Here is a 24105-nt window from a genome sequence, read left to right on the forward strand (position 1 = left end):
GCGTACCGAACCTCCCCCTCTTACCGGAGTTCGCCATGAACCGCGTTACCGATTCGCCACCCGCTTCCGCTCCGTCGCGACTCGCTGCGCTGCGCGACTGGCTAGCCTATAGGGGCTTCGGCAGCTTCGTGCTGCTAGCACTTGTTTTGCTGGTGGTCATGCCGCTGATGCTTGACGTGTTCCGCCTCAACCTCGTCGGCAAGTACCTGACCTACGCGTTCGTGGCTATCGGTCTTGTCATGGCCTGGGGGTACGCCGGTGTGCTGAGTCTCGGCCAGGGCGTATTTTTCGGGCTTGGCGGCTACTGCATGGCGATGTTCCTCAAGCTCGAAGCTTCAGACCCCGTCAGCACGAAAATCCAGTCGACGCCCGGCATTCCCGACTTCATGGACTGGAACCAGCTCAAGGCGCTGCCGTGGTTCTGGAAGCCGTTCGAGCATTTGCCTTTCGCGATTGCAGCCGTGCTGATCATTCCCACCGCGCTCGCTTTCGTCATCGGCTTCGCAATGTTCAAGCGGCGCGTCGGCGGCGTGTATTTCGCGATCATCACGCAGGCCATCGCGTTGATTCTCTCGGTGCTAATCATCGGCCAGCAGGGGTACACCGGCGGCGTGAACGGCATCACCGACCTCAAGACCATGCTCGGCTGGGACATCCGTCCCGACTCCGCCAAGATCATCCTGTACTTCGTCAATGCAGTGCTTCTGCTGGTCGCCATCCTGTTCTGCCGGCTGGTGCAGACGAGCAAGCTCGGCACCCTGCTGCTCGCGATGCGCGACAAGGAAGACCGCGTGCGGTTCTCCGGCTACGACGTCGCCATGTTCAAGGTCTTCGCGTTCTGCCTTGCCGCGCTGCTCTCCGCCATCGGCGGGGCGATGTTCACGCTGCAGGTCGGGTTCATGTCGCCGTCGTTTGTTGGCATCGTGCCGTCGGTCGAGATGGTGATCTACGCGGCCGTCGGCGGGCGCATGTCGCTGGTCGGCGCGGTGTACGGCACGCTGCTCGTGAACTTCGGGCGGACCTACTTTTCCGAAAGCTTCCCGAACCTCTGGCTGCTGCTGATGGCTGCGCTTTACATAGGTGTGGTGATGGCTTTCCCCGATGGCCTAGCGGGTCTGTACGAGTCGCATGTGAAACCACGCCTGGGCAGCTTGTTGCGCCGGCTCGGTAGAAGCAGCCGCAGTCGTTCCACTCTCGGGAGCCCGTGATGAGCAACACCGACTTCCTCCTGGCAGTCGAAGACCTGAGCGTCTCCTTCGACGGATTCAAGGCTATCGACGCCCTCAATCTTTATGTGGATCGCGGCGAACTGCGGGTCGTGATCGGACCGAACGGGGCAGGCAAGACGACCTTGCTCGACCTGATCTGCGGGCGCACGGCGGCAAGCAGCGGATCGGTCAAATTCAAGAACGTCGAGATGACATCGATGGCCGAGTTCCGCATTGTGCGGGCAGGTATCGGGCGCAAGTTTCAGACGCCGTCCATCTATGAAAATCTGAGCGTTTTCCAGAACCTGGAGGTGTCGTTTCCGCGCGGACGGGGCGTGTTCGGCGCGCTGACTTTCCGCTGTACGGAGGACGTTCGCGAGCGGGTGCAGGAAGTGGCCGAGGAGATCGGACTGGCTGCGTTGCTGCCGACCGAAGCCGGGCTGCTCTCGCATGGCCAGAAGCAGTGGCTCGAGATCGGCATGTTGCTGATGCAGGACCCCGAGCTGCTGATGCTTGACGAACCCATCGCGGGAATGAGCGTGCGTGAGCGGGAAATCACCGCCGAGCTGCTGACGAAAATTTGCCAGAACCGGTCGATGATCGTCATAGAACACGACATGGAATTCGTCGCACGGATTGCGCACAAGGTCACCGTGATGCACCAGGGAAAGATCCTCGCCGAAGGTCCGATGGATCAAGTGCAGAACGACCCTCGAGTGATCGACGTGTATCTGGGGCATTGAGGATTGAGGAGGCTACGGCCATGTTGCACGTAAAAGACGTATTCGTGAGCTATGGACAAAGCGAGGCGTTGCACGGCGTCTCGTTCGAGGCGGCCCGTAACGAGATCGTAGCGATCATGGGCCGCAACGGCATGGGCAAGACGACGCTCTTCAAGGCGTTGATGGGCGTGCTGCCCGTGAAAGGCGGCGCGATCGAACTGGACGGAGCCGATGTATCGAAAGATGAAAGCTTCCGGCGCGTGGCCAAGGGATTGGCTTATGTGCCACAAGGGCGGCAGATATTTTCTTCGTTGAGCGTGGAGGAGAACATCCGGACCGGGATGGAGCAGATCAAAACGCGAAGGATTCCCGATGAAATCTATACCCTCTTTCCCGTACTTTATGAAATGCGAAATCGCAAGGGGGGTAATTTGTCGGGCGGCCAACAGCAGCAGCTCGCCATAGCCCGTGCGCTTGTCAGCGAACCCAAGGTGCTGCTACTCGACGAGCCCACCGAAGGCATCCAGCCGTCGGTCATCAAGGACATCGCGCGGGCACTGCACGAGATCCGAAAGCTGCGCGAGATCACCATTGTGGTGTCCGAGCAGGTGCTGAGCTTCGCGATGGATGTGGCGGACAGGCTCTTCGTGATCGAAGGCGGCCGGCTGGTGCATGAAAGCCCACGCGATGCTATCGATACGGCCCGCATCCGGCAGTTCCTGTCCGTTTGAAACCGGCTCAACGCAGTGTGCAAGATTGAATGAAAAGCCATTTGTTCGCCGGTGCAGCCGGTACTTATAAAAGGAGAGTTACATGCCCGATACGCTCATCAAGGTCGACCTGAAACAGTCCGCGTTCGACAACGAGCAGGTTCACAACCGCTGGCATCCGGACATTCCGATGGCGTGCTGGGTCAAGCCCGGCGACGACTTCGTTCTGGAAACGTACGACTGGACCGGCGGGTTCATCAAGAACGATGACTCCGCTGATGACGTGCGCGATATCGACTTGTCGATCGTCCATTTTCTCTCCGGCCCGGTCGGTGTACACGGTGCCGAGGCAGGCGATCTGCTGGTGGTCGACCTGCTCGATATAGGCACCAAAGCAGAAAGCCAATGGGGTTTCAACGGCTTTTTTTCGAAGCAGAATGGCGGTGGTTTCCTGACCGAGCATTTCCCGTATGCGCAGAAAAGTATCTGGGATTTTCACGGACTCTTTACCGACTCGCGCCATATTCCCGGCGTCAGTTTCGCGGGGCTGATCCATCCGGGCCTGATCGGTTGCCTGCCGGACCCGAAGCTGCTTGGAACGTGGAATGACCGCGAGATCGGTTTTATCGCGACGCAACCTGACCGGGTGCCGCCGCTGGCGAATGCGCCGTTCGCGCCGACCGCTCACATGGGCAAGCTTCAGGGGGCCGCGCGTGATAGCGCGGCGGCGACCGGAGCACGTACGGTCCCCCCGCGCGAACACGGCGGCAACTGCGACATCAAGGATCTCTCGCGCGGTTCGAAGATCTATTTCCCGGTGTATGTGGACGGCGCGGGCTTGTCTGTCGGCGACCTGCATTTCAGCCAGGGCGATGGCGAAATCACGTTCTGCGGCGCGATTGAAATGGCGGGCTGGGTGCACATGAAAGTGGACCTGATCAAAGGCGGCATGGCGAAATACGGCATCAAGAACCCGATCTTCAAACCGAGCCCGATCACGCCGCACTACAACGACTACCTGATCTTCGAAGGCATTTCCGTCGATGAAGCCGGACAGCAGCATTACCTTGATGTGCATGTGGCGTATCGGCAGGCCTGTCTGAACGCGATCGAATACATGACCAAGTTTGGTTACTCGCGCGCGCAGGCTTATTCGATACTTGGCACGGCCCCGGTGCAGGGGCATATCAGCGGTGTAGTTGATATTCCGAATGCGTGTGCAACGCTATGGCTACCCACACAGATCTTTGACTTCGACATCAGCCCGAATTCGGCTGGCCCGATCAAGCATATCAAGGGAGGGATTGACTTGCCGCTGTCTTTGGATCTTTAGTCTAAATTTTCGCCCGATTCCCGGCGAGCAACGGTATGCCGGGAATCACACTCACGAGGACCTCACATGCCAACGTATGAATTCGAATGTGCTTATTGCGGTCCCTTCGACGCAAGGCGCGCCATAGCCGAACGCGACGCGCCCGCACGCTGTCCCACGTGCGACACCTCGGCGGCCCGGGTCATACGAAGTGCGCCGCAACTGTCCTCGCTTTGCGGTGTCAAGCGATCGGCACATGCAGTGAATGAACGTTCAGCGCACGATCCAGTTCGTTCGTCCGCGCACGGTGCGGGTTGCGGTTGCTGTTCTGGCAAGATCAAACTGCCGCGTTCCGCCGAGGCGCAAGCGGCGCCGCGTACAGCCGCCGGCCGGCCGTGGATGATCAGCCACTAGACTCGGTCCGCTTGAAGCAGACTCGCCAGTGGCTGTTGTTGCATAGCCGTCAGATACCCGCTTTATGCGCGGTGAAAATCAATCGAAGGCCAAGCGCGGCAATGGCGCCTGCGGCGAAGCGATCGATCCATTTCTTGGCGCGCAGGTAAAGCTCACGCGGACGGCGGCTGGAGAAACTCAAGGCGACAACCGTGTACCACCCTGCTTCAATCGCGAAGATCATGGGCGGCAGGATGAGGTAACACCAGAGCGGCGGATGTTGCGGCAATAAGGCGGCAAAGATACTGCCGTACCAGATCGCAGTCTTCGGATTGCTGAGTTGCGTCGTTAGACCGATCCAGAATGATTTACGCAGGTCATGGTTTTGCGCGTCGCGTCCGTCGTCCACGACCAGCGGACTAGACGCTCCACGCCAGATCTTCGAGGCGATGTAGATCAGATAAAGCCCGCCGGCCACTCTCAAAGCGACATAGAGCCATTCAACCGCGGATAGCAGCGTATAAAGGCCCGCAAGCGCGACACCGCTGAAGAAAACGCCGCCTACCCCCATGCCGAGTGCGGTCGCCAATCCGTCCGCCCGCGACAAAGCGATCGCATTGCGTGCGACCAGTACAAAGCTCGGGCCCGGACTCATCGCCCCCATTAATAACGCGGCAAGTATGGCGGCAACGGCGGCTAAGGCGGTCATCGGCGTTCTCCTGGAAGTAGGTTATGGGATGCGTTTTCCTGAAAAATAACACGAGCGGATCAGCGCCGCATTTGTAAATTAAGCGGATTGCTAAACACCGGTCATAATTCGAGTTGGGTCCGCGCAGTGTCAAGGGCCAGGCACACTGCTGCTGGAGATACACATAGCCGTGACCGGGCGCTGAAACCCGCCTCCCTACTGCGCGTATGAAGACCTCTCGTCATCAAGTACCGCCTTCATCTCGCTGAAGTGCTGGTCCGCGAAACCATCGTAGTCCTCCACCCATTGACGCATGGTCTTGTGCGCCACGCGGGCCGATGCAATTCGCAGCGGTTTCCCGGTCATCAACGCCGTGATGTAGGTCTCGCATGAACGCTCGAAGTAATAGAGAGATCATCGAATGCCTGGGCCACCGTCGGTCCAACCACCAGCACGCCATGCTGCCCCATCAGCAGCACCGGCTTGCCCTCCAGGGCACGGCTTACGCGCTCGGCTTCATCGCCCAGACCCATGCCGTCAAAACCGGTATCGACTGCCACACGCTCAAAGAAGCGCATGCAGTTCTGGTCGAGCGGCGGCAGCACCGGATTTTGCAGACCCGACAACACGGTCGCGTATTTAGAGTGAACGTGCAGGATGCAACGCGCTTCCCGATGCCGCCTGTGGATCGCCGAATGAAGCGCCCATGCGGTGATATCGAGCGCATCGGGGCGGTCGATGGTCTGAGGATCGTGTGTATCGACCAGCAGCAAGTCGCTCCCCTTGATGCGGGAAAAGTGCCTGCCTCGCGGATTGATCAGGAATTGTGCGCCGTCATCCGACACCGCGACGCTAAAGTGATTGGCAACGGATTCGTGCATGCCAAGACGCACTGCCCAGCGGAAGACACACGCCAGGTCCACGCGTTGTTGACGATGTTCCAACATGGAGGCATCTCCGTTTAGGTGATCAAAACCAGCCAATGGCCTTGGGTTCGAAGTTGACGTACGCATGCTTCAGTTCGGTGTATTCATCGAGTCCGGCACGCGATAGTTCACGGCCAATTCCACTCGCCTTATAACCGCCCCACGGCGCGTGAGGCAGCGTGACATTAAAGTCGTTGACCCACACAGTGGCCGCGCGCAAGCGGCGCAACACGCGATTCGCCTTGGCAAAGTCCTGCGTCCATAGCGCACTGGCAAGGCCAAATTCGGTGTCGTTGGCAAGAGCTACGGCTTCGTCTTCTCCGTCGAAACATTCCACTGTTATCACCGGGCCGAAGATCTCTTCGCGGACGATGTGCATGGATGCGTGCACATCGACAAGAAGGGTGGGTTCTATCCAGAAGCCTTTATTGAAAGGCGCGCCGCCAGGAGACTTGCCACCGCACAACAGACGCGCGCCCTCCTCGACCGCACCTTCGACCAGCGCGAGCACGCGGTCGCGTTGCGGAGCCGATATCACCGGACCCATCTGTGTGCGTTCCGAAGACCCATGTCACAGCCGGATTGCCCTGATGCGTGCGCTCAAGGCTTCGACGAATACGTCGTATATCGGCCGCTCCAGCAACAGGCGTGAACCCGCCAAGCACATTTGCCCCGCGTTGAAAAATGCCGCGTTCAGCGCCTGATCCACGGTTGCCTCAAGATTTGCATCGGCGAAAACGATGTTCGGATTCTTGCCGCCCAGCTCCAGCGATATCCGCTTGAAGTTCGATGTAGCCGCCTTCATCTCGCTAGCGCCCGCTGCATTGCTGCCCGTCAGGGAAATCAGATCGACGCTTGTACTCGATGCCAACGCTCCACCGACCTCCGCGCCCCCGGTCACCAGGTTGAAAACACCTTTGGGGAAGCCACAGGCATGGATCAATTCGGCCAAGCGGTGTGTGGAAAGCGGTGTGAGGCTCGCAGGTTTGATCACAACCGTATTGCCGGCCGCAAGCGCCGGCCCAAGCTTCCACGCGGCCTGCAGGATGGGATAGTTCCATGGCGTGATAAGTCCGCATACACCCACGGGCTCGCGCAAGGTCATGCTGATCACATTCGGCGCGGCGCCGTTCAGCACACCGGAATCCGTGCCAATCAGGCGCGCGAAGTAGTCGAACGCGGCGATCGCGTCGCCCACATCAGACTGACCCTCCGTGATCGTCTTACCCGTGTTCAACGCTTCTATTTTCGCGGTCTCGTCAGCGTGATTCCTCAACGCGCTAATTAATGACCGCAGGTACGCCGCACGTTCGCTGTTGCTTAAAGCAGGCCACGGACCGTGATCGAACGCTTGGCGCGCGGCGCTTATCGCCTGCTGCGCATCCGCGGCTGATCCCTGCGCGACGCTTGCTATGGCGTCGCCCGTCGCAGGGTCGATGACATCCCGGTAACGGCCGCCAATAGCCTCGGTCCACTCCAGCACCGCCCCCTGACCCCGTCCCGTCCCGTCCCGTCCAATCCCGAGTGCGAACGAAACTACCTCGCTAAATGCGTCCTGTACCTGCTTAATAGCACCGCCCTCGCCCCTGGATACCGCTCGCCCGTTTCATCGGCTGACGCGATCCTGTCGGTGCGAAAACTACGAAAATTCTGGCGTTTTTCGCACCATGCGCCAAGAATGCGGACGTTGTCGAGGAAGCCGAGTACGACCGGCCAGACGACTCGATCTGACGCCTCGCCTTGCGCGTCCAGATACCCTATCCGCAGTTTGCACTGGCCACGAATGGCCGCGCGCAGGCTCGCAAGCGGCACGGCATTGATGGGAAAATCCGGGACCGGTGGGCCGGAATGGACGGTCGGGGCACGCATGGCATCCTTGCCCGACGCGTTCAATACAGCATCAATCTTGGCTAGCGCTTGAGCCGCGGCCTTACGCAATACGTCATCGCCGCGCTGGTCCACATACCGCAGGCCCAGCGCCACGGCGTCGATCTCGTCTTCGCTCAACATCAGCGGCGGCAGGAATAATCCCGGCCTTAGCACGTACCCTATCCCCGCTTCGCCGTGTATCGGCGCGCCCTGTTCAATCAGCGTCGCGATGTCGCGATACAGCGTGCGCTCGGACACGCCCAGGTCCGACGCGAGTTCGGACGCAGTCACCGGCACACGCTTCGCGCGAAGCCTCTCCAGCAAGGTCAATAAACGAGCGGTTCGGGACACCCTGACTCCTGACAGTATCTGACAGGAGCTAAACGTACCATGAACTTCACCGGGTCAATCCGGCGCCCTCAACGAATCCCCTGGAACCTCATGCCCGCCTATGTCATTTTCGTCCGCGAGAAAACGCGCGACGCCGATCAGTTGGACCGTTACAAGGAAAAAGCGCAGGCCGTCTTCGCGAATCATCCCGTGACGTTTCGCGCTTACAACGGCCGTCATGAAGTGCTCGAAGGTCCGAACGCGGAGGGCGTCTTGATCCTCGAATTCCCCTCATTCGATGCCGCCCGCGCGTGGTACCACGACCCGGTGTATCAGGATGCATCGATGCACCGGTTCGTGGGTTCAGACTATCGATGCATCCTGGTCGAAGGGATGTGATTGCTTGACTAATGGGCCGGCGCAGCGTTCAGCGTCACCTGCCTGTCTTCATTGCATAGGGCAGCGTCTCGCCACAACGTCCCCGCCCTTGTTCAGCCCGCATAGTGCAGGCTCCAGCAGATCGCTGGAGACTGTCCTAGGCGACGGCTTCTCAAACCACGCTCCTTCTGATTTACAGCACAGCGTCGACATTGCGAACTGGATAGCCGAGCACAAACTTCAACCGGTTGGCCGCGATAAACTGCTCGACTGCCGTGAGCGGACCGCCAATGATTTCCGTCCCGATGCTGTCAGTCCCCGCCAGCAGACCTTCCTGCTGATCGATGGTGACCGCCTCGAAGTGCTTGCGCATGACGGTGGCGTTTTGCAGGCCGAAGTTTCGAGAAACGTCGACACCGTGACGTGTTCGTATTGCATCGGCGTACCGAGTGCGCGGCTCACTTCCGCAGCCAACTCTTCACGGCTGTACTCCACTGGACCATGCAGCGATTAGATCTTGCCGGCATGAGCACCTGCGTTCGCGATAATGCCAGCCACGATCCTGGTGATATCGCCGCTCGACGACAGATGGCAAGACATGGTGCGCGAGGCAGTCGATGTCGGCCTGCGTGTCGGCATGCATCGGGCACGTCCAAATTCATTACGACGATGCCACGCGTAATCGTTGGATATCCTACCTACTTTGATCGCGCCGGCATGCCGCTGGTGCCGGCTGATTTGACGGAACATCGGATTGTTGGAGGCCCGGCTGCAACGCGGGCCGCCTCATGGCAATTCGAGCGGGACGGCGAAGAAGTCAACGTCGAACTTCATCCGAACATCTCGACTAACTCGATCGCAGGCGCCATCGCGTGCGCGACGGGCAATCTGGGAATCACATCGGCTCCGCTGTGGGGTTGCCAGGATGAACTGCAGCGCGGAAAGTCGCGCGAGCGTTCGTGGAATTTATAACGGAAGAACTTCGAAAACAGTAGCCGTGGCGACGCAGCAGGCGCGCCCGGCACATGCCTAGCGCTCTTCAAATCCACTGATCATTCTCGACGGTACGCTCGCCCTTCGCGCCATCGCCAGTGTTCACCACGCCTCTCGGCTCGATCAGCATCATCTTCACTTCCCCGTTTGCGCTGGGCCTATGTTCGACGCCCTTCGGCACCACGGCCATTTGACCTGCTCGCAGCACAATTGATCCATCGCCCGAAGGCCCGCCACGTACGTCGATACGCAACTCGCCTTCCAGCACGACAAACGTTTCGTCAGTATCGGCATGCCGGTGCCACGGGAACTCGCCTTCGACCTTCACGACCTTGAACTGGTAGTCGTTCATTTCGGCGACGACGCGCGGTTGCCAGTGACCGTCGATCTGCGCGATCTTGCCGATCAGGTCGATGGTCTGGCATTGGCCGCGCTCGGCCGGCGCGTCAATGTGCTCCGGGTTGGGGTTGGGGTTCGGGTATTGGGACATCGTTCTCTCCGCTAAGGTGTTTGTGCGTCGAGGATACGCAGGCTCCTTGCGGCTGTATTGAACGATCGTGGGTGTTTTTCAAACGCGCTGGATACCGCCCGCGACCCGGAGCCAATGCCCCGGCGTCAGCCCGAAAGTCTTCGTGAAATGTCGCGTCATGTGGCTCTGGTCAGCAAAACCCGCGGCGGCCGCCGCATCAGCGAGCGAGGTATTGGCGAGCAGCATGCGCCGCACCGCATCGAGGCGCCGCATTGTCAGATAACGGTAGGGGCTCGTGCCATAGAACGTGCGGAAATCGTGCGACAGGCTCCAGCGATCGCGGCCGGTCGCCGCTTCGAGTTCGTCGAGCATGACAACACGAGCGCAGTTCGCGTGCAGATAGTCGCGTGCGCGCCGCGCCGCAAGGAAATCGCCTGCCGAGCGCCGTGCAGGCGTGCCGGCAACAGCCGCCAACGCGTGCGCCAGTTCGGCGAGCGCATCGCTCTGCTCGAGTGGCTCGAGCGTATGACCCACGTGCTGAAGCAAGGTCGTGGTTGCCGCTGCAAGACGCAGATCGGTCGTCACGCCGCCATCGAGGAATGGCAACGCGCGCCCGCCGAGCACGTCCTGAAAGAGCGCCGGTTCGACATAGATCATCCGGTACTGGAATCCCTCGTCGGTGCCCGCCTGACCGTCGTGAGCCTCATCGGGATGAAGGACGATCGTGTTGCCGGGAAGGCTGTTTCGCTGACTGCGCCGATAGTTGAAACTCTGGACGCCCGCGAGCGTACGGCCAATCGCATAGGTGTCGTGGCGGTGCATGGCATACGCCTTGCCGTGAAACCACGCTTCAATGCGCTCGACGCCTTCTATAGGCTCGGCACGTCTTACCCAGTCGGGATTCAAGCGCGGTGCTGGTCGGTTCACGATGATTAGCCCTGGACGTTTCGAGGTGTCGTGCTGCAGCGCGGGCGCTGTACGGCCCGCAACCTCTGCCCAAATTGTCGCACGGGACAGATTATTTCGATGTTCGCCGGCTCGTTTTCATGTCCAAACTTGAAAGTGCGTTTCGACCCTAAGGATCAGTTCTCGCCTGCGGCTCACGGCCAACGCTCGCCGGGCTTTCAGTGCAGCCCATTTTCCTCGGGGCGCAACGTCAAGACTTGCACGCCGTTTCGGGTCACGGCTACGGTGTGCTCGAATTGCGCGGACAGTTGCCCATCGCACGTGACGACGGTCCAGCCATCTTCTTCGGTCCGAACGGCATTTCGCCCCTGGTTGATCATCGGTTCAATGGTGAACACCATTCCTTCTTGTAGCACCAGACCCGTTTTCGGCTTTCCCCAATGCAGTACCTGGGGATCTTCATGCATTTCACGCCCAATGCCATGCCCGCAATATTCTCTCACCACGGAATAGCCGTTTTTTCTCGCGTGCCGCTCAATGGCATGGCCTACATCGCCAAGCCTTGCCCCTGGACGAACAGCCTTGATCCCCTTCCACATCGCTTCGTAGGTTACTTGCACGAGACGCTTGGCCAATGGATTCACCTCGCCTACCAGATAGGTTTTGCTGGAGTCAGCGATATAGTCATTTTTCTCTAACGTGATGTCGAAATTAACGATGTCGCCGCTTTGCAAGATGTCGCTAGTGGACGGAACACCGTGGCACACCACCTTATTGCGGGAGGAATTGAGTGCGTAGGCATAACCGTACTGCCCCTTGCTTGCCGGGCGTGCGCGGAGTTCATTCACTATGAGGCTGTCGACCAGATTGTTGATCTGCATGGTCGACATGCCAATCAGGTTCAGCCGATCCAGATAGCCGAATACATCGGCTAGCAACTTGCCGGACTCAGCCATCAACGCGATTTCTTCGGGTCGCTTGGTCATGTCAACGCCACTTTCACGGCTTGCGTCACAACGCCCGCGGCACGCATTTCACGCGCAACGATTTCATTGAAACTCTGCGTCGGATTCATTTCGCATAACATACCAATCTTGATCCAGAACGCCGCTTGCGCATTGATCGACCGGCACGAGACGCCGCTCGCCTTGCGTATTTGATCGTGCAAATCATCGTCGATATTAACAATACCCATGTCACTCTCTCTATATGAAACGTATACGAATCATATAGCCCTTCGTGATGGGAGCGCAAGCGTGGTCTTTACGAAATTCATCGGCGAAGCAAATTCCCGGCGCGGGTTAACGCTCGAGTAAGGTAACGTGAGCGTACTCAACTTCCCGTACCTTTCTAAACGATGACAGACCTGTATTCAATTCGTCGCGCCCGCGCTACTGACCTTCCGGCGATATATGCCGGCGAACTCGACTATATTCGGCAGATCGAGCCGGAGCAGGAGGTACGCTGGAGCGGTGGAATGTATTGGCACATCAAGCAATGGGCCAGCAATCTCGAGCGCATGTTCGTTGCGCAACATGATGGGGAGGCTAGCGGTTACTGCTTCTGGGAGGCACACGACAACACCGCTGTCCTCGCGTCCATTTATGTCCAGGGTGAAAGGCGCGGCGCCGGACTCGGCCGGCGACTCCTTGACGAGTTCATAGCCGACGCACGCGCGCAAGGTTTCGCTGCGCTCACGCTGGGTGTGAAGGCTGACAATCCGGCGCGGTCTCTTTACGAAGGAGCGGGGTTCGTCTATACGCACGACCACGGCGGCTATCGCCACTATGCGTATCCGGCGGAGCGGATCGTTTAGTGGCTGTTAAGTCTCAAGCAAAAGCGAGAGAGACGGGCGATTTCTATCGTAGCTCTGCTTCGAAAAAACGCACCACGTCAGCGTTGAGTTGCTCGTGAAATGCCGCTCGATCAAAACCCGGCTCGCTGTTGCAAACGGCCGGCATTTTCCGCGAGAGGCGCGCATCGCAAGGCGGCAGGAAATCGTAATGTCCGGCGTTGGCGACCACGTGATATTCAGGGGTTTGAGGCAAGTCCGCGCGTATCGCTTCCTCATAGTAAGGGTGCGGCTGATGATGATCGTCGGCTGCTCGCCAAAGCTGGATGGGAGCATGCACGCTGCTTAACCCCCCGCGACCGAAGCTGAAGCCGAATGCCGGCGCGGCGATAACCGCGGCCTTGATACGCGGATCGTGGATCCATACGTCAGCAGGAATGTCTGCGCCCAAATGGGGATCGACGCCGGCATGCTTCAGCACCGCGCACAAGTCATGATCCGGGTGAGCCTCGCAATACGGTGCGATCGTCGAAAGATCCGGGGTCCCGCCTGCGGCCACCAGCACGGTAAACGCGCCGTTTGAAAAACCAAACGCTCCAACTCGGGCCGCATCCAGTTGGGCATGCGAAGGCCATTCGTCAAGCATGTAATCCACTAGCCGATGAAGCTGGGCGGGACGGCGCCACAATTGCAAGACGCGGCTCTGGTCATTGAAAGTGTCACCGGCGTGACTGACGGCCGCGACCACCAAGCCGGCGTGAGCGAGGGCAAGCGCCGTATCGTAGTGACCGTCATACCGCCCGCCGCCGCCATGTGACATCACGATAAGCGACAGGCCACGGCCGGCAAGCGGCCCGTCGAGTGCCACGGTCTGAGTGGCATCTCCCAACGAATGCGGTGTCGCGGGTGCGTCAGTCGGATACCAGATCCCGGCGGTCAGCGGCGGCTCCGCGCCATTCGATATCTTCACTTCCTGAAAGCCGACATCGGCAGCGCGAGCCGGCGCAGCAAGCAGGGTAAGCATTGAAAACAGGGCGGCGATCACGGCGACGAGTCTCACGGCAGTCTCCATTATTGTCGTCGCCCAGATCGTACGATATTGAGTGAGCGCGGCAAAGCGGACTCTACCCCAACGCTCCTCAACTATTCAACGCCCCGCTATTGCATCAACCGCCTTCAACACCAGCCCGAAAAATTCATCGGCGTGAGCGGAATTCAGCCAGCGGACCACCACCGCCATCTTCCGTTCGGGTTCGATCCATGTGAACGCACTCCCTGCGCCAATCCCAAAGTAGCTCGACGCGGGTACGCTCGGAAACACGCGGCGTTCATGATTGAGCCACACCAGGTAACCGTAATATGGCGCGAGTGCACAAGGCGTTTTCATGCGCGCGAGCCATTCACTCGAGATGATGCGGCGACCATCCACTTTCCCGTCATCGATAAAAAGACGCGCGACCTTGAGCTGATCGTTCGCGCTGATCGACAGTCCCCCACCCCAGTGTGTTCCGCCCGGCACCGACTGCATGCGCTGCCCATTGAGCTCAATCCACGCGTTGTCATACCCCACCCATTGCCAGTCTTCACTGGCACCAAGCGGCTGCATGATCGCCTCGCGAAACACCTCGGGCAACGGCCGGCCAAACACCTTCAGCAGTGCCAACGAAAACTGGTTGATGCGGACGTCGTTGTATTCCCAGTAGGTTCCCGGTGCCTGCACCCGCCGCAGGTCGCCCTTCTTGCCATCGGGCCCACGGCCAAACGTTACGGCACGAAAATGGTCCGCCTGATCCGACAGCCCGAAACACTCGCCTCGCCATTCACTGGTTTGTTGAAGCAGATGCGCCCACGTAATCCGGCTATTGTGCTCATCGTCGAAACCGATACCCGGAACGCGACTGTGCACCGGCTCGCTCACGTTCGGCAGCAAACCGCGATCAAACGCCACGCCCGCCAGCAGCGCGAGGTAGGTCTTGGCAATGCTGAACGTCAGGTCGGCGCGATCCGGTTCGCCCCATGTTGTCAGCACGCGGCCATCGATGGAAATCGCCCCGGAAACCGGACCGCGATCATGCACGGGACCCAGTAGCCGGTTCCACGGCGGCGGATCATTGACATGCACGCCCCAGGCGCCATCCACATTGCGGTCCCAGAGCGATTCATGATCTATCGAGAACTGTATGGCTTGCTGAAAATCCTTCATATCGGTCATGTCGAGAAATTCCATCCAGCGGTTTAATGCACTTTCAGGCGCGATCGCGCCCACAGAAGCGTGAAGAGACTGACGACGGCCGCGAGCATCAGATAGAGACCGGGCGCCAGGTTATTGCCGGTGAACGCGATCAGCGAGGCGACCGCGAGCGGCGTAAAACCGCCGAAGACCGTCGTACCCACGTTGTAGCCCACCGCCATGCCAGTGGTCCGCGTACGCACCGGAAACAGGTCCGACATCAACGCGGGAATAGGCGCGAAATAGATGGCCTTGAGGACCGCCACCCAGATGACCGCGGCCAGCAGGGTGAGTAGCGAGGGATGCGCGTTCATGTACACGAACGCGGGATAAATGGTCAGGAAGAACACCGATCCCGCGCCGAGCATGATGCGCGTGCGGCCCACTTTGTCGGACCAATGGCCGACCATCGGCGTCAGCACCATCACGATAAAACCCGCTGCCAGCGTCGCGATAAATCCATAAGACGGCGCGAGTCCAAGCTGCCTGGTTGCATACGTCGGCATGTAGAGCAGCATGTAGTTGGCGGTCGTCGTCAGCACCAGCGAACCGATGCACACCAAGAGCCGTTCCTTCTGCGTAGCCATCACTTCGCGAATAGGCGATGCGGAGCGTTCCGTGCGTTCGAACTCCGGCGTTTCATCGACATGCCGGCGGATATACCAACCCACCGGACCGATCAGCATGCCGAACAAAAACGGAATGCGCCAGCCCCAGCCTTCGAGTTGCGCAGGCGTCAGCGTACTTGTCAGCACTGCGCCGAATGCCGATGCAACCAGCACGCTCGCGCCCTGGCTCGCGAACTGCCAGCTCGCCATGAAACCGCTGCGCGCGGGCGCATGCTCGGTGAGAAAAGCCGTCGAACTGCCGAACTCGCCACCCGCCGAAAACCCTTGCAACAGCCGCGACGCGAAGATGCCGATAGGTGCAAGCACGCCAATGGCCGCGTAGCCGGGCATCAGCGCGACCATGCCGGTGCCGAGCGTCATCATGGCGATGGAAAGTGTCAGCGACGCCTTGCGGCCCTTGCGGTCGCTGTACGAGCCCAGCACGAATGCACCCACGGGCCGGGCGAGATACGACAGAGCAAACGTGCCGAGTGTCAGCAGCAACGACACGGTTTTATCGGTGGTCGGAAAGAACAGTTTCGATAACGTCGACGCGAAGTAGCCATAGACCACGAGGTCGTAGAACTCGAGCGCATTGCCGATGGACGTCGCGACAATCAGCCTGTAGATGCTGACATGTCGTCGTGCCGCGGGCAAAACAGTGGCGACGGAATCGGTGCTCATCGGGCACTCCTTCGCTCGAATGCAGGGCGCTCGGGCTGGCCGAGATCCCAGAACAATCCCGCCATGATGCACAGCCCCTCGCGCACGACCGTTCCAAGCAGATGTTCGTCGGGTGCATGCTGCGAGCACCCGGGATACGAATGCGGCACCCATAACGTGGGCATGCCGAGTATCTCCGCGAAGACGTCGTTGGGCAGCGTGCCACCCAGGTTCGGCAGGAGCACGGGCGCGCGGCCGGTGGTCTGCTTGAGCGAATGCACGGCCCATTGCACCCACGCGTTTTCGGGGTCCACGCGCGTGGCAGGTGTGCCCCGGTCCACCTCGACGGTGACCATCCCGAAGCCGCGTTCATCCAGATGACGACGCACGATCTGCTCGAGATTTTTCCAGTCAGTTCCCACTACGAAGCGGATCTGCATGTAGGCAAATGCACGCGGCGGGATGGCATTGACCGGCTTCTCGGGATTGCCGGTGCGGAACGCGAGCACCTCGATGTTATTCCAGCCGAACACGCGTTCAGCCGGCGTGAGGCCTGGTTCACCATAGTCCGTGTCGACGTCCGGCTCGCCCGGATTACCGCCGACGCTAATCCCCTCCAGCGCGCGCCGCACCGCTTGCGGCACTTCGGGCGGTCTGAGGCCTTCAACGAGGATGCGCCCGCTGGCATCGACCATCGACGCGATCGCGCTCGCCAGCACCACGCCGGGATTGCGCAACAAGCCGCCCCAGTTGCCCGAATGATGGCCGCCTTCGCGCAGGTTCACATCGAGCTTGAAGTTAAGCACGCCGCGTGAACCGAGGAAGATGGTCGGGTGCGCCGCGCCCAAACGCGGGCCGTCGGAGGCGATCAATACGTCGGCGCTCAGTTCGTCGCGAAGCATCTCGCACACGGCATGCAAGCCGGGCGAGCCCACCTCTTCGCCGGTTTCAACGAGCATCTTCAGGTTGAAGCCAAGCCGTCCGCCCCGTGCGTCGAGCACGGCTTTCAGCGCGGCCAGGTTGATGCTGTGCTGGCCTTTGTTATCAGCGGTGCCGCGTCCGTACCAGTGGTCGCCCGCAACGGTGACTTGCCACGGCGACATGCCGTCGCGCCACTGCGCGTCGTAGCCGCGTACAACGTCGCCGTGCCCGTAGGTCAGGACCGTCGGCAGGTGATCGCCTTCGTGCCGATGAGCGACCAGTAACGGCCCTCCGCCCTTCGCGGGATTGTCGACCAGCCTGGAGGTAAAGCCGAGTTCAGCGAGCGCGGGCGCCATCTCCTGGTTGAGATACGCGCTTAGCAACGGACCGCTTTCAGGCTCCTGACTTTCAGTTCGCATGGCCACGCGGCGACGCAGGTCTTCGAGGAAAATGCCGGAATCGTACAGATCGGCCGCAGCTTGAATAGCAGACTCGCGTGTCACGTATTTATCTCCGATGAAGCACGTCAAAGGCGTGGGTTCTTCCAAGTGTTCGGGTCAGGGAAACCGATGACGCGATCTTGATACCGCCGATATTTATGGACAATGACAATATTTGGCAGTTTCCGTTGCCGAAACGGCAAAGCTTCTACAAGGCATGCGTCATGCAAACTACCGCGCTGCGTTATTTCCTGGAAGTCGCCCGAAGCGGATCGCTAAGCAAAGCGTCTGAGCGGCTGTTTGTCGCCGTCTCGGCACTGAGCCGGCAGATCGCCAAGCTGGAGGACGAAATGGGCGTGCCGCTATTCGAGCGGCGGCCGCGAGGCATGGTGCTAAGCGAGGCGGGCCGCCTCCTGGCCGCGCACGCGCATCGCAGCCTGATGGAGCAGGATCGGGTGACCGAGGAGATAAGAGGCTTGACGACGGATCGCCGTGCCACGATCCGTGTATCGAGTTCCGAGGGCGTTGCCCGGGATTTCCTGCCGCAGGTGTTCGTGCATTTCCTGAAGACCTGGCCGGCGGCGCACTTTCAACTCGATGTGAACACGCCGACAGAAGCCACGCAGCGGGTACGCGACGGTACCGCCGACGTTGCCGTATGTTTCAGCGTCGCGCCCGAGAAGGACGTCAACGTGCATTACGCGCAGCGTGCGCCAATATTTGCACTGGTCGCGCAAGACCATCCGCTGGCGCAGCACAAGTCCGTCTCGCTCGCGGACCTGAAACCCTGGCCGCTTGCGATTTATGACGAGGGCGTAACCGTCAGACAATTATTCGATATTGCCTGCAGCCTGGAAGGCCTGACCTTCGAGCCGGTGTTCGTCAGCAATTACGGCAGCGCATTGCAAACCTTTGTACAGCTAACGAAAGCGGTCACGCTCGTTGGCCTCCTGACAGTGCGCAGCCGCCTCAAGCCGGACAACCTGGCGGCTGTGCCCATCAGCAATCCGGAATTGCATCAGCGGACACTTCAGGTTCAGACCATGGCCGGGCGTACGTTGCCCAAGGCCGTGGCCGCGTTTCTTGAACTGCTGATAACGGCGATTCAAGATCCCTCATGCCTCGACTGATTTCTTGCTCAACTCAAACCCGGAATCCACGAAGTACCGGCCAACGGCACCCGCGCCATGGCAGCTGCTTCGACCGTCAACGCCACCAGATCTTCAGGCTCCAGGTGATGGACATTTTGCTTGCCGCAAGCACGAGCGATTGTCGTCAGTTCCATGTTCAAGGTCTTGAGATAATTGCGGACTCGCCGTGAGCCTTCCTCCGGCTGCACGCGCTGTTCAAGCAAGGTGTCCTGGGTCGTGACGCCAACCGGGCATTTGCCCGTATGGCAATGATGGCAAAAACCCGGCGACGTCCCTAGCGCGGCATAGTCGGCCGCCGCCGAATGCAAGCCGCCGTGCTGGAAATACGTATCGCTGTTGCAGCCCAGCGCCATCAACATGCCTTGCCCGATCGCCACCGCATCCGCGCCCATCGCCAACGCCTTTGCAATGTCGGCGCCCGTGCGAATTCCGCCTGACACGATCAACTGCACTTGCCCCTTCATGTTCAGGTCCTCAAGCGCGTCCACCGCCTGACGGACAGCGGCCAATGTAGGAATGCCGACGTTCTCAATGAAGCATGTCTGAGTCGCTGCAGTGCCGCCCTGCATGCCATCGATCACGACTACATCGGCGCCTGCATGGGCGGCGAGCTTCACGTCGTTAAAGGTACGTGTTGCGCCGACCTTCACATAGATCGGCTTTTCCCAATCCGTGATCTCGCGCAGTTCCTGGATCTTGATCGCGAGGTCGTCGGGGCCGGTCCAGTCTGGATGACGGCTCGCCGACCGCTGGTCGATACCCGCCGGAAGCGTACGCATGGCCGCCACGCGCGGGTTGACCTTCTGCCCGAGCAGCATGCCCCCGCCGCCCGGCTTCGCGCCCTGCCCGATCACCACTTCGATTGCATCGGCACGGCGCACGTCGTCAGGATTCCAGCCATAGCGCGACGGCAGGCATTGATAAATCAGCGTCTTGGACGAACTGCGTTCTTCCTGCGTCATGCCTCCATCGCCGGTCGTGGTGGACGTGCCCATCGCGGTAGCGGCCTGCCCCAGCGCTTCTTTGACATTGGCCGAGAGTGCACCGAAACTCATTCCGGCAATCGTGATCGGGATATCCAGCACGATGGGCTTCTTTGCAAAGCGCGTACCAAGCACGGTCTTCGTCACGCATTTCTCGCGATAGCCCTCAAGCGGATAACGCGAAAGCGATGCGCCGAGAAATAACAAGTCGTCGAAATGCGGGACTTTGCGCTTCGCACCCAGGCCGCGAATTTCGTACAGGCCCCGCTGCGCCGCGGTGTGGATATAGTCGATTGTGCTGCGGTCATAACCTGCTGACTCTTCTTGCTGCAGCCGGGCGAAATGAACCGGTTTGGCTTCCATGGGGACCTTCTCTGAAGAACGGACTGTCAATATTCCTGGTTCGCGTCGGCGTTCCAGTGGTAGAGGGTGCGCGCCGAGGCGATACGTTTGAACGACATCGGATCGTGATTCAGCCCTGCCGCTTTCAGCAGGTCGCGAACAGCGGAGACATCGGCGTCGGTCATCTCTTCGTACTGCGCGTCCGCACCCAGTGACTTCACCGAACCGCGTACGTAAAGCACGGCTTCGTAGAGAGAGTCGCCGAGGGCGTCGCCTGCGTCGCCGCAGATCACCATGCGGCCCGCTTGCGCCATGAACGCCGAGAAGCTGCCGACCGACCCGCCGACCACGATGTCACCGCCTTTAAGCGATATTCCGCATCGCAGGCCGGCGTCGCCGTCGATCACGAGCAAGCCGCCATGCGCCGATGCACCCGCGCCGTTCGACGCGAAACCCTTCACGTGGACCTTGCCGCTCATCATGTTTTCCGCGACGCCTGTACCCGCGCTGCCGTCCACGATGATCGTCGCGTGTTTGTTCATTCCGCCCGCGTAGTAACCGGCGTGTCCATCGATCAGGACTTGAACCGGGGCATCCACGCCGACCGCCAGGTTGTGCGCGCCGTTCGGCGAAACAACCGTCACCTGCCGCCCTTCGAGCGTCTCGGGTGCACCATGAAGAAACTGGTTGACCTCGCGGACCGTCGCTTTCTCCAGGTCAAAGATCACGCTTTCCATACATACATCTCCTCGGGTGCAGGTTCAAACACTTTGGCATGCTTGATATCGGGCAAGTGCGCCAGCGACCGGAATTCCGATGCAATCGCGACGTAGTCATCGGTCTCGGCGACGACTGCGGGCTTGCAGGCAAACGGGTCGCGAATCAAGGCCAGTTCCGTCGATGTTCCCATCAGGAAGGTGTAGAAACCGTCGAGTTCCTCGAAGCCCTTTTGCAGCGCTTCCGGCAACTCGTCGCCTTCGCGCAGCCGCCATTCGAGAAAGCGGCATGCGGCTTCGGTGTCGTTGTCGGTATCGAAGTGAATGCCTTGCGGTTCGAGCATCCGGCGCACGCCATAGGGATTCGACAGCGAGCCGTTATGCACCAGGCAAAAATCTTCTCCGGCGGTGAACGGATGCGCGCGATCGGGCGTGACCGCCGACTCGGTGGCCATACGTGTATGGCCCACGAGATGCGAGCCCTTCAGGTTCGCGAAGTCATAGCGCGCAGCAACCTGAGCCGGCGTGCCGATGTCCTTGTATAGATCGATGGAACGTCCCGTGGAGAGCAGATACACTTTCGGAAACGTGGCGCGAAGCCAGGTCTTTACCACTTCCGGATCGCCCTGCAAGGTCAGGATCGCGTGATTGCCCTGCACGTCAATCCGCGCGTCCGCCTTCACCGCGCCGTTCAATGCAGCCGTCAGTCCGTTCCAGTCGAACCGATTCCCTTCAGGGGTAAATCCCGAATACAGGCTGAGCTTTCGCTTGCCGCCATCCAGCGGCTGGCCGAATACGGCCAAGCCCGCGGAGTCCGGGCCGCGTTCTGTCATACCGATCAGCATGGGCACCATCAATGCCCCAAGCTGTTCACGCAGTGCCGGTGTTTTCACCAGCAAACCTACGATTCCGCACATCGTGCTTCTCCTCAGAAAAATTCCAGATAACTCTTCATTTCCCAATCCGACACATGCCGCATGTATTCGAGCCATTCCATCCGCTTGAGCTTGAGGAATTCATCGGCGACAGGGCCCAGCGCGTCGCAAATCAGGCGGTCGCCCTCAAGTGCGTCCAGCGCGTGCTCAAGGTTCTGCGGCAGCACGCCTATGCCATGTTCCCGAAGTTTGGCCGGCGACCACTCGTAGAGGTTTTCATTCGCCGGCGCGCCCGGCGACAACTCGCGTTCCACGCCGTCGAGACCCGCTGCAATCACCGCGGCCGTCGCGAGATACGGATTGCATGCGCCGTCGGGCAGGCGCAGTTCAATGCGTTCGCCCGGCACGCGCACCATGGTCGAGCGGTTGTTGTCGCCGTAGCTGATATACGCGGGCGCCCAGGTCGCGCCGGTCAGCGAACGACCGACCACGAGCCGCTTGTATGAGTTCACGGTCGGATTGCATAGCGCCGTGAGCGCCGGTGCGTGGGCCAGCAAGCCTGCTGTGAAGTGATAGGCGAGCTTAGACAAGCCCATGCCCGACGGATCGCTTTTGTCTGAGAAAAGATTGCTCACGCCGTCGCCAATCGACATGTGCATGTGCATGCCGTTGCCTGGGCGGTTCGCGAACGGCTTGGGCATGAACGAGCAGATCAGGCCCATCTCGTTGGCAATCTCGGAGGCCGCCATCTTGAAGAACACATAGTGATCGCAGGAGGTCAGGCAATCCGTATAGGTATAGTTGATTTCGAACTGGCCGTTCGCGTCTTCGTGATCGATTTGATAGACATCGATCCCGGCCGCACGCATAGACTCCGTGAGTTTTTCCAGGAACGCGCGAGTACGCGATAAACCCTTGTAGTCGTAGCAAGGTTTAGCGAGCGTGTCGCTGGCGTCGCACGGTTCGATCGCACCCGACACCGAACGCTTGAGCAGCGAGAACTCCGGTTCGAGTCCCGTAAACAAGGTCCATTTGCGCTCCGTCAGCCGCGCTATCTGCTTTTTAAGCGTGACGCGTGCATCGTAAGCCCAGGGTTCACCCTTGACATGGCCCTCGCAAACAATGCGCGCCGTCCCGCTTTGCCATGGCACGGTGCTGAGCGTGGAGAGGTCGCCGACCGCCATGAAGTCCGGTCCGTTCGGCTCGATTCCCACGCCCCAGATCGCAAAACCGGCGAACCCGGCGCCCGCGGTGAGGATGCTGTTGAGGTGCGCCACCGGCACGGACTTGGCCTTGGCCACGCCATGAATATCGACGAACTGCGCCAGCACGTATTTCACGCCTTGTTGCACGAGCCAGCTTTGCGCATCCTGCGCGGATTCAAAGCGCGGGACCTTCCCAAGCGCGGTGCCAAGCTCCGCGACTGGTGCGTTGCCGCCATCGTTCAGGTTCATCGTGACTCCTTGCATCGTCTATCGTTGGTTGAAAAAGCCGTGCCCTTTTTTGCACGGCCCGATTACGACCCACTCGAAAGTCACCCGTCCCGGCGTCCCGCAAGCAAGTTCGAAGTATGTGCATGAATTTATTGATATGCAACAATAATTCATGACATGAAACATCAGACCCGTACCGATCCCACCTGATCTGCTAACCTGCCGTTTTCTCATGAGGCGTGCAATGCAAACCGAGGATGACCGCAAGAATCCGCTTGAGCATTACCTTGGCGCGACCATCCGCGAACTTCGCCAGCGTCATGGCTTGACCATTGCCCAGGTTTGCGAACAAGCCGGCATCAGTCGAGGCATGTTGTCGAAGATCGAAAACGCCCAGACCTCGACCGGGCTCGATGTTCTCAACCGCATTGCCCAGGCCCTCGGCGTCTCAATGTCGGCCCTGTTTCGCAACTACGACACGCCGGGCGGCGGCGCCCAGTTCGTCAAGAAAGGGGCCGGCATGGAAGTGGTCCGCAAGGGCACCAAGCGCGGACATACCTACCATCTGCTCGCCTATGACCAAGGGCCCAGGAAAATTTTCGAACCATTCCTCATCACCATGGATGACGAAGCGGAACGATTCCCGATCTTCGAACATCCGGGCACCGAATTCATTCACATGCTGAAAGGCGTGATTGAATACCGGCACGGCCAGGAAACCTACATCCTGCATCCGGGCGACACGCTCACGTTCCAGGGTGATGTGCCGCACGGTCCGGAGAGGCTCATCAAGATGCCGATCCAGTTTCTGTCGATCATCCTGTATCCGCCGACCGCTGCCGAATGAGGTCGCGATCTTCGTCGACATAGCAATGCAACGATCGTGCCACGTTTCCCTTTGAGAATTAAAAGTTCATGACAGGAAACCTTCTCGCGAACGCTGAAGGTCATGTGAATAGCGCTGCCGGGAAACGCGACCGCCTTACTGCGGTGCGCTGTTTTGCTTGCTTGGTGCGCGGACGCACGCTGCCGGGTGCCCTGCTTATA

At 59.9% G+C, this 24105-nt stretch carries 27 protein-coding genes and 1 pseudogene; 10 read left to right on the forward strand and 18 right to left on the reverse strand.

What is annotated here, in order from left to right; genetic code table 11:
- The first annotated feature begins 35 nt into the window (after positions 1–35).
- From urtC to ACMX25_RS26460, 5 genes are all read left to right on the forward strand, one after another.
- Positions 36–1208, forward strand: coding sequence for an urea ABC transporter permease subunit UrtC (gene urtC / locus ACMX25_RS26440; protein ID WP_414952966.1), 1173 nt, complete (start codon positions 36–38; stop codon positions 1206–1208).
- Entirely contained in the window at positions 1208–1951 is a 744-nt protein-coding gene (gene urtD / locus ACMX25_RS26445) for an urea ABC transporter ATP-binding protein UrtD (RefSeq protein WP_414952967.1), read from the forward strand. The genes urtC and urtD overlap by 1 nt, the downstream gene beginning before the upstream one ends.
- Positions 1952–1971: 20 nt before the next feature.
- Positions 1972–2661, forward strand: coding sequence for an urea ABC transporter ATP-binding subunit UrtE (gene urtE, locus ACMX25_RS26450; RefSeq protein ID WP_414952969.1), 690 nt, complete (start codon positions 1972–1974; stop codon positions 2659–2661).
- Between the two features lie 82 nt (positions 2662–2743).
- Entirely contained in the window at positions 2744–3973 is a 1230-nt protein-coding gene (fmdA, locus tag ACMX25_RS26455; RefSeq protein ID WP_414952970.1) for a formamidase, read from the forward strand.
- A 66-nt stretch (positions 3974–4039) separates the two neighbouring features.
- Positions 4040–4366 (forward strand): FmdB family zinc ribbon protein, encoded by a 327-nt coding sequence (locus ACMX25_RS26460; protein WP_414952971.1) that lies wholly within the window; start codon positions 4040–4042, stop codon positions 4364–4366.
- 49 nt (positions 4367–4415) lie between these two features.
- On the opposite strand, the gene ACMX25_RS26465 is transcribed toward ACMX25_RS26460, so the two are convergent.
- The 5 genes and pseudogenes from ACMX25_RS26465 to ACMX25_RS26485 form a co-directional block, all read right to left on the reverse strand.
- The gene (locus tag ACMX25_RS26465) at positions 4416–5054 is read right to left on the reverse strand and encodes a LysE family translocator (RefSeq protein WP_414952972.1); all 639 of its coding nucleotides are present in this window, start codon (positions 5052–5054) and stop codon (positions 4416–4418) included.
- Between the two features lie 195 nt (positions 5055–5249).
- Positions 5250–5399, reverse strand: coding sequence for a hypothetical protein (locus ACMX25_RS26470; RefSeq protein ID WP_414952973.1), 150 nt, complete (start codon positions 5397–5399; stop codon positions 5250–5252).
- On the reverse strand, positions 5399–5980 hold the full coding sequence (locus ACMX25_RS26475) for a class II aldolase/adducin family protein (protein ID WP_414952974.1): 582 nt from the start codon (positions 5978–5980) through the stop codon (positions 5399–5401). Before ACMX25_RS26475 ends, ACMX25_RS26470 begins: the two co-directional genes overlap by 1 nt.
- Before the next feature lie 22 nt (positions 5981–6002).
- A pseudogene (locus tag ACMX25_RS26480) lies at positions 6003–7442 on the reverse strand (aldehyde dehydrogenase family protein).
- A gap of 53 nt (positions 7443–7495) precedes the next feature.
- Entirely contained in the window at positions 7496–8179 is a 684-nt protein-coding gene (locus tag ACMX25_RS26485; protein WP_414952975.1) for a helix-turn-helix transcriptional regulator, read from the reverse strand.
- Between the two features lie 90 nt (positions 8180–8269).
- Here ACMX25_RS26485 and ACMX25_RS26490 point away from each other — a divergent pair, with 90 nt between their 5' ends.
- Complete coding sequence (locus ACMX25_RS26490; RefSeq protein ID WP_414952976.1) at positions 8270–8557, forward strand: DUF1330 domain-containing protein; 288 nt, start codon at positions 8270–8272, stop codon at positions 8555–8557.
- 172 nt (positions 8558–8729) lie between these two features.
- On the opposite strand, the gene ACMX25_RS26495 is transcribed toward ACMX25_RS26490, so the two are convergent.
- Positions 8730–8909: a hypothetical protein gene (locus tag ACMX25_RS26495; protein WP_414952977.1), complete on the reverse strand. Its 180-nt coding sequence runs from the start codon at positions 8907–8909 to the stop codon at positions 8730–8732.
- A gap of 215 nt (positions 8910–9124) precedes the next feature.
- Here ACMX25_RS26495 and ACMX25_RS26500 point away from each other — a divergent pair, with 215 nt between their 5' ends.
- Positions 9125–9508, forward strand: a complete 384-nt coding sequence (locus ACMX25_RS26500; RefSeq protein WP_414952978.1) for a LysR substrate-binding domain-containing protein — start codon at positions 9125–9127, stop codon at positions 9506–9508.
- A 67-nt stretch (positions 9509–9575) separates the two neighbouring features.
- Here ACMX25_RS26500 and ACMX25_RS26505 read toward each other — a convergent pair whose 3' ends face one another.
- The 4 genes from ACMX25_RS26505 to ACMX25_RS26520 form a co-directional block, all read right to left on the reverse strand.
- Positions 9576–10019 carry a cupin domain-containing protein gene (locus tag ACMX25_RS26505; protein WP_414952979.1) on the reverse strand — a complete coding sequence of 148 codons (444 nt, stop codon included), beginning with the start codon at positions 10017–10019 and terminating at the stop codon, positions 9576–9578.
- Positions 10020–10097: 78 nt separating this feature from the next.
- Positions 10098–10925: an AraC family transcriptional regulator gene (locus tag ACMX25_RS26510; protein WP_414952980.1), complete on the reverse strand. Its 828-nt coding sequence runs from the start codon at positions 10923–10925 to the stop codon at positions 10098–10100.
- 197 nt (positions 10926–11122) lie between these two features.
- Positions 11123–11890, reverse strand: coding sequence for a type I methionyl aminopeptidase (map, locus tag ACMX25_RS26515; protein ID WP_414952981.1), 768 nt, complete (start codon positions 11888–11890; stop codon positions 11123–11125).
- Positions 11887–12099, reverse strand: coding sequence for a ParD-like family protein (locus ACMX25_RS26520; RefSeq protein WP_414952982.1), 213 nt, complete (start codon positions 12097–12099; stop codon positions 11887–11889). Before ACMX25_RS26520 ends, map begins: the two co-directional genes overlap by 4 nt.
- A 162-nt stretch (positions 12100–12261) precedes the next feature.
- On the opposite strand from ACMX25_RS26520, the gene ACMX25_RS26525 reads away from it, so the two are divergent.
- Positions 12262–12720 carry a GNAT family N-acetyltransferase gene (locus ACMX25_RS26525; RefSeq protein WP_414952983.1) on the forward strand — a complete coding sequence of 153 codons (459 nt, stop codon included), beginning with the start codon at positions 12262–12264 and terminating at the stop codon, positions 12718–12720.
- 43 nt (positions 12721–12763) lie between these two features.
- Here ACMX25_RS26525 and ACMX25_RS26530 read toward each other — a convergent pair whose 3' ends face one another.
- The 4 genes from ACMX25_RS26530 to ACMX25_RS26545 all read right to left on the reverse strand — a co-directional run bounded on the left by ACMX25_RS26530 (position 12764) and on the right by ACMX25_RS26545 (position 17621).
- Positions 12764–13756: an alpha/beta hydrolase family protein gene (locus tag ACMX25_RS26530; RefSeq protein WP_414952984.1), complete on the reverse strand. Its 993-nt coding sequence runs from the start codon at positions 13754–13756 to the stop codon at positions 12764–12766.
- An 87-nt stretch (positions 13757–13843) separates the two neighbouring features.
- Positions 13844–14908, reverse strand: a complete 1065-nt coding sequence (locus tag ACMX25_RS26535) for a serine hydrolase domain-containing protein (protein WP_414952985.1) — start codon at positions 14906–14908, stop codon at positions 13844–13846.
- A 23-nt stretch (positions 14909–14931) separates the two neighbouring features.
- Positions 14932–16218: an MFS transporter gene (locus tag ACMX25_RS26540; protein WP_414952986.1), complete on the reverse strand. Its 1287-nt coding sequence runs from the start codon at positions 16216–16218 to the stop codon at positions 14932–14934.
- Positions 16215–17621, reverse strand: a complete 1407-nt coding sequence (locus tag ACMX25_RS26545; RefSeq protein WP_414952987.1) for a M20 family metallopeptidase — start codon at positions 17619–17621, stop codon at positions 16215–16217. The genes ACMX25_RS26540 and ACMX25_RS26545 overlap by 4 nt, the downstream gene beginning before the upstream one ends.
- 161 nt (positions 17622–17782) lie before the next feature.
- Between ACMX25_RS26545 and ACMX25_RS26550 the strand changes: the two genes are divergently transcribed.
- On the forward strand, positions 17783–18688 hold the full coding sequence (locus ACMX25_RS26550) for a LysR family transcriptional regulator (RefSeq protein WP_414952988.1): 906 nt from the start codon (positions 17783–17785) through the stop codon (positions 18686–18688).
- 8 nt (positions 18689–18696) lie between these two features.
- Here ACMX25_RS26550 and ACMX25_RS26555 read toward each other — a convergent pair whose 3' ends face one another.
- Genes ACMX25_RS26555 through glnT form a run of 4 tightly spaced genes read right to left on the reverse strand, consistent with a single transcriptional unit; the run spans position 18697 to position 23079 of the window.
- On the reverse strand, positions 18697–20055 hold the full coding sequence (locus ACMX25_RS26555) for an FMN-binding glutamate synthase family protein (RefSeq protein ID WP_414952989.1): 1359 nt from the start codon (positions 20053–20055) through the stop codon (positions 18697–18699).
- 26 nt (positions 20056–20081) lie between these two features.
- Positions 20082–20771 (reverse strand): GltB/FmdC/FwdC-like GXGXG domain-containing protein, encoded by a 690-nt coding sequence (locus ACMX25_RS26560; RefSeq protein WP_414952990.1) that lies wholly within the window; start codon positions 20769–20771, stop codon positions 20082–20084.
- Positions 20759–21667 carry a class II glutamine amidotransferase domain-containing protein gene (locus ACMX25_RS26565; RefSeq protein WP_414952991.1) on the reverse strand — a complete coding sequence of 303 codons (909 nt, stop codon included), beginning with the start codon at positions 21665–21667 and terminating at the stop codon, positions 20759–20761. Before ACMX25_RS26565 ends, ACMX25_RS26560 begins: the two co-directional genes overlap by 13 nt.
- An 11-nt stretch (positions 21668–21678) precedes the next feature.
- Positions 21679–23079: a type III glutamate--ammonia ligase gene (gene glnT, locus ACMX25_RS26570; RefSeq protein ID WP_414952992.1), complete on the reverse strand. Its 1401-nt coding sequence runs from the start codon at positions 23077–23079 to the stop codon at positions 21679–21681.
- Between the two features lie 223 nt (positions 23080–23302).
- Between glnT and ACMX25_RS26575 the strand changes: the two genes are divergently transcribed.
- A complete protein-coding gene (locus ACMX25_RS26575; RefSeq protein WP_414952993.1) occupies positions 23303–23905 on the forward strand; it encodes a helix-turn-helix domain-containing protein in 603 nt (200 codons plus the stop codon).
- The last annotated feature ends 200 nt before the right edge of the window (positions 23906–24105 follow it).

Source organism: Caballeronia eucalypticola, from assembly GCF_047608185.1.
In the GTDB taxonomy this organism is placed as follows: Bacteria; Pseudomonadota; Gammaproteobacteria; order Burkholderiales; family Burkholderiaceae; genus Caballeronia.

Coding starts and splice junctions, on each gene's coding strand:
- urtC (WP_414952966.1), top strand. CDS start 36: ATGAACCGCGTTACCGATTCGCCACCCGCTTCCGCTCCGTCGCGACTC.
- urtD (WP_414952967.1), top strand. CDS start 1,208: ATGAGCAACACCGACTTCCTCCTGGCAGTCGAAGACCTGAGCGTCTCC.
- urtE (WP_414952969.1), top strand. CDS start 1,972: ATGTTGCACGTAAAAGACGTATTCGTGAGCTATGGACAAAGCGAGGCG.
- fmdA (WP_414952970.1), top strand. CDS start 2,744: ATGCCCGATACGCTCATCAAGGTCGACCTGAAACAGTCCGCGTTCGAC.
- ACMX25_RS26460 (WP_414952971.1), top strand. CDS start 4,040: ATGCCAACGTATGAATTCGAATGTGCTTATTGCGGTCCCTTCGACGCA.
- ACMX25_RS26465 (WP_414952972.1), bottom strand. CDS start 5,054: ATGACCGCCTTAGCCGCCGTTGCCGCCATACTTGCCGCGTTATTAATG.
- ACMX25_RS26470 (WP_414952973.1), bottom strand. CDS start 5,399: ATGACCGGGAAACCGCTGCGAATTGCATCGGCCCGCGTGGCGCACAAG.
- ACMX25_RS26475 (WP_414952974.1), bottom strand. CDS start 5,980: ATGTTGGAACATCGTCAACAACGCGTGGACCTGGCGTGTGTCTTCCGC.
- ACMX25_RS26490 (WP_414952976.1), top strand. CDS start 8,270: ATGCCCGCCTATGTCATTTTCGTCCGCGAGAAAACGCGCGACGCCGAT.
- ACMX25_RS26495 (WP_414952977.1), bottom strand. CDS start 8,909: ATGCGCAAGCACTTCGAGGCGGTCACCATCGATCAGCAGGAAGGTCTG.
- ACMX25_RS26500 (WP_414952978.1), top strand. CDS start 9,125: ATGGCAAGACATGGTGCGCGAGGCAGTCGATGTCGGCCTGCGTGTCGG.
- ACMX25_RS26505 (WP_414952979.1), bottom strand. CDS start 10,019: ATGTCCCAATACCCGAACCCCAACCCCAACCCGGAGCACATTGACGCG.
- map (WP_414952981.1), bottom strand. CDS start 11,890: ATGACCAAGCGACCCGAAGAAATCGCGTTGATGGCTGAGTCCGGCAAG.
- ACMX25_RS26520 (WP_414952982.1), bottom strand. CDS start 12,099: ATGGGTATTGTTAATATCGACGATGATTTGCACGATCAAATACGCAAG.
- ACMX25_RS26525 (WP_414952983.1), top strand. CDS start 12,262: ATGACAGACCTGTATTCAATTCGTCGCGCCCGCGCTACTGACCTTCCG.
- ACMX25_RS26535 (WP_414952985.1), bottom strand. CDS start 14,908: ATGACCGATATGAAGGATTTTCAGCAAGCCATACAGTTCTCGATAGAT.
- ACMX25_RS26540 (WP_414952986.1), bottom strand. CDS start 16,218: ATGAGCACCGATTCCGTCGCCACTGTTTTGCCCGCGGCACGACGACAT.
- ACMX25_RS26550 (WP_414952988.1), top strand. CDS start 17,783: ATGCAAACTACCGCGCTGCGTTATTTCCTGGAAGTCGCCCGAAGCGGA.
- ACMX25_RS26555 (WP_414952989.1), bottom strand. CDS start 20,055: ATGGAAGCCAAACCGGTTCATTTCGCCCGGCTGCAGCAAGAAGAGTCA.
- ACMX25_RS26560 (WP_414952990.1), bottom strand. CDS start 20,771: ATGGAAAGCGTGATCTTTGACCTGGAGAAAGCGACGGTCCGCGAGGTC.
- ACMX25_RS26565 (WP_414952991.1), bottom strand. CDS start 21,667: ATGTGCGGAATCGTAGGTTTGCTGGTGAAAACACCGGCACTGCGTGAA.
- glnT (WP_414952992.1), bottom strand. CDS start 23,079: ATGAACCTGAACGATGGCGGCAACGCACCAGTCGCGGAGCTTGGCACC.
- ACMX25_RS26575 (WP_414952993.1), top strand. CDS start 23,303: ATGCAAACCGAGGATGACCGCAAGAATCCGCTTGAGCATTACCTTGGC.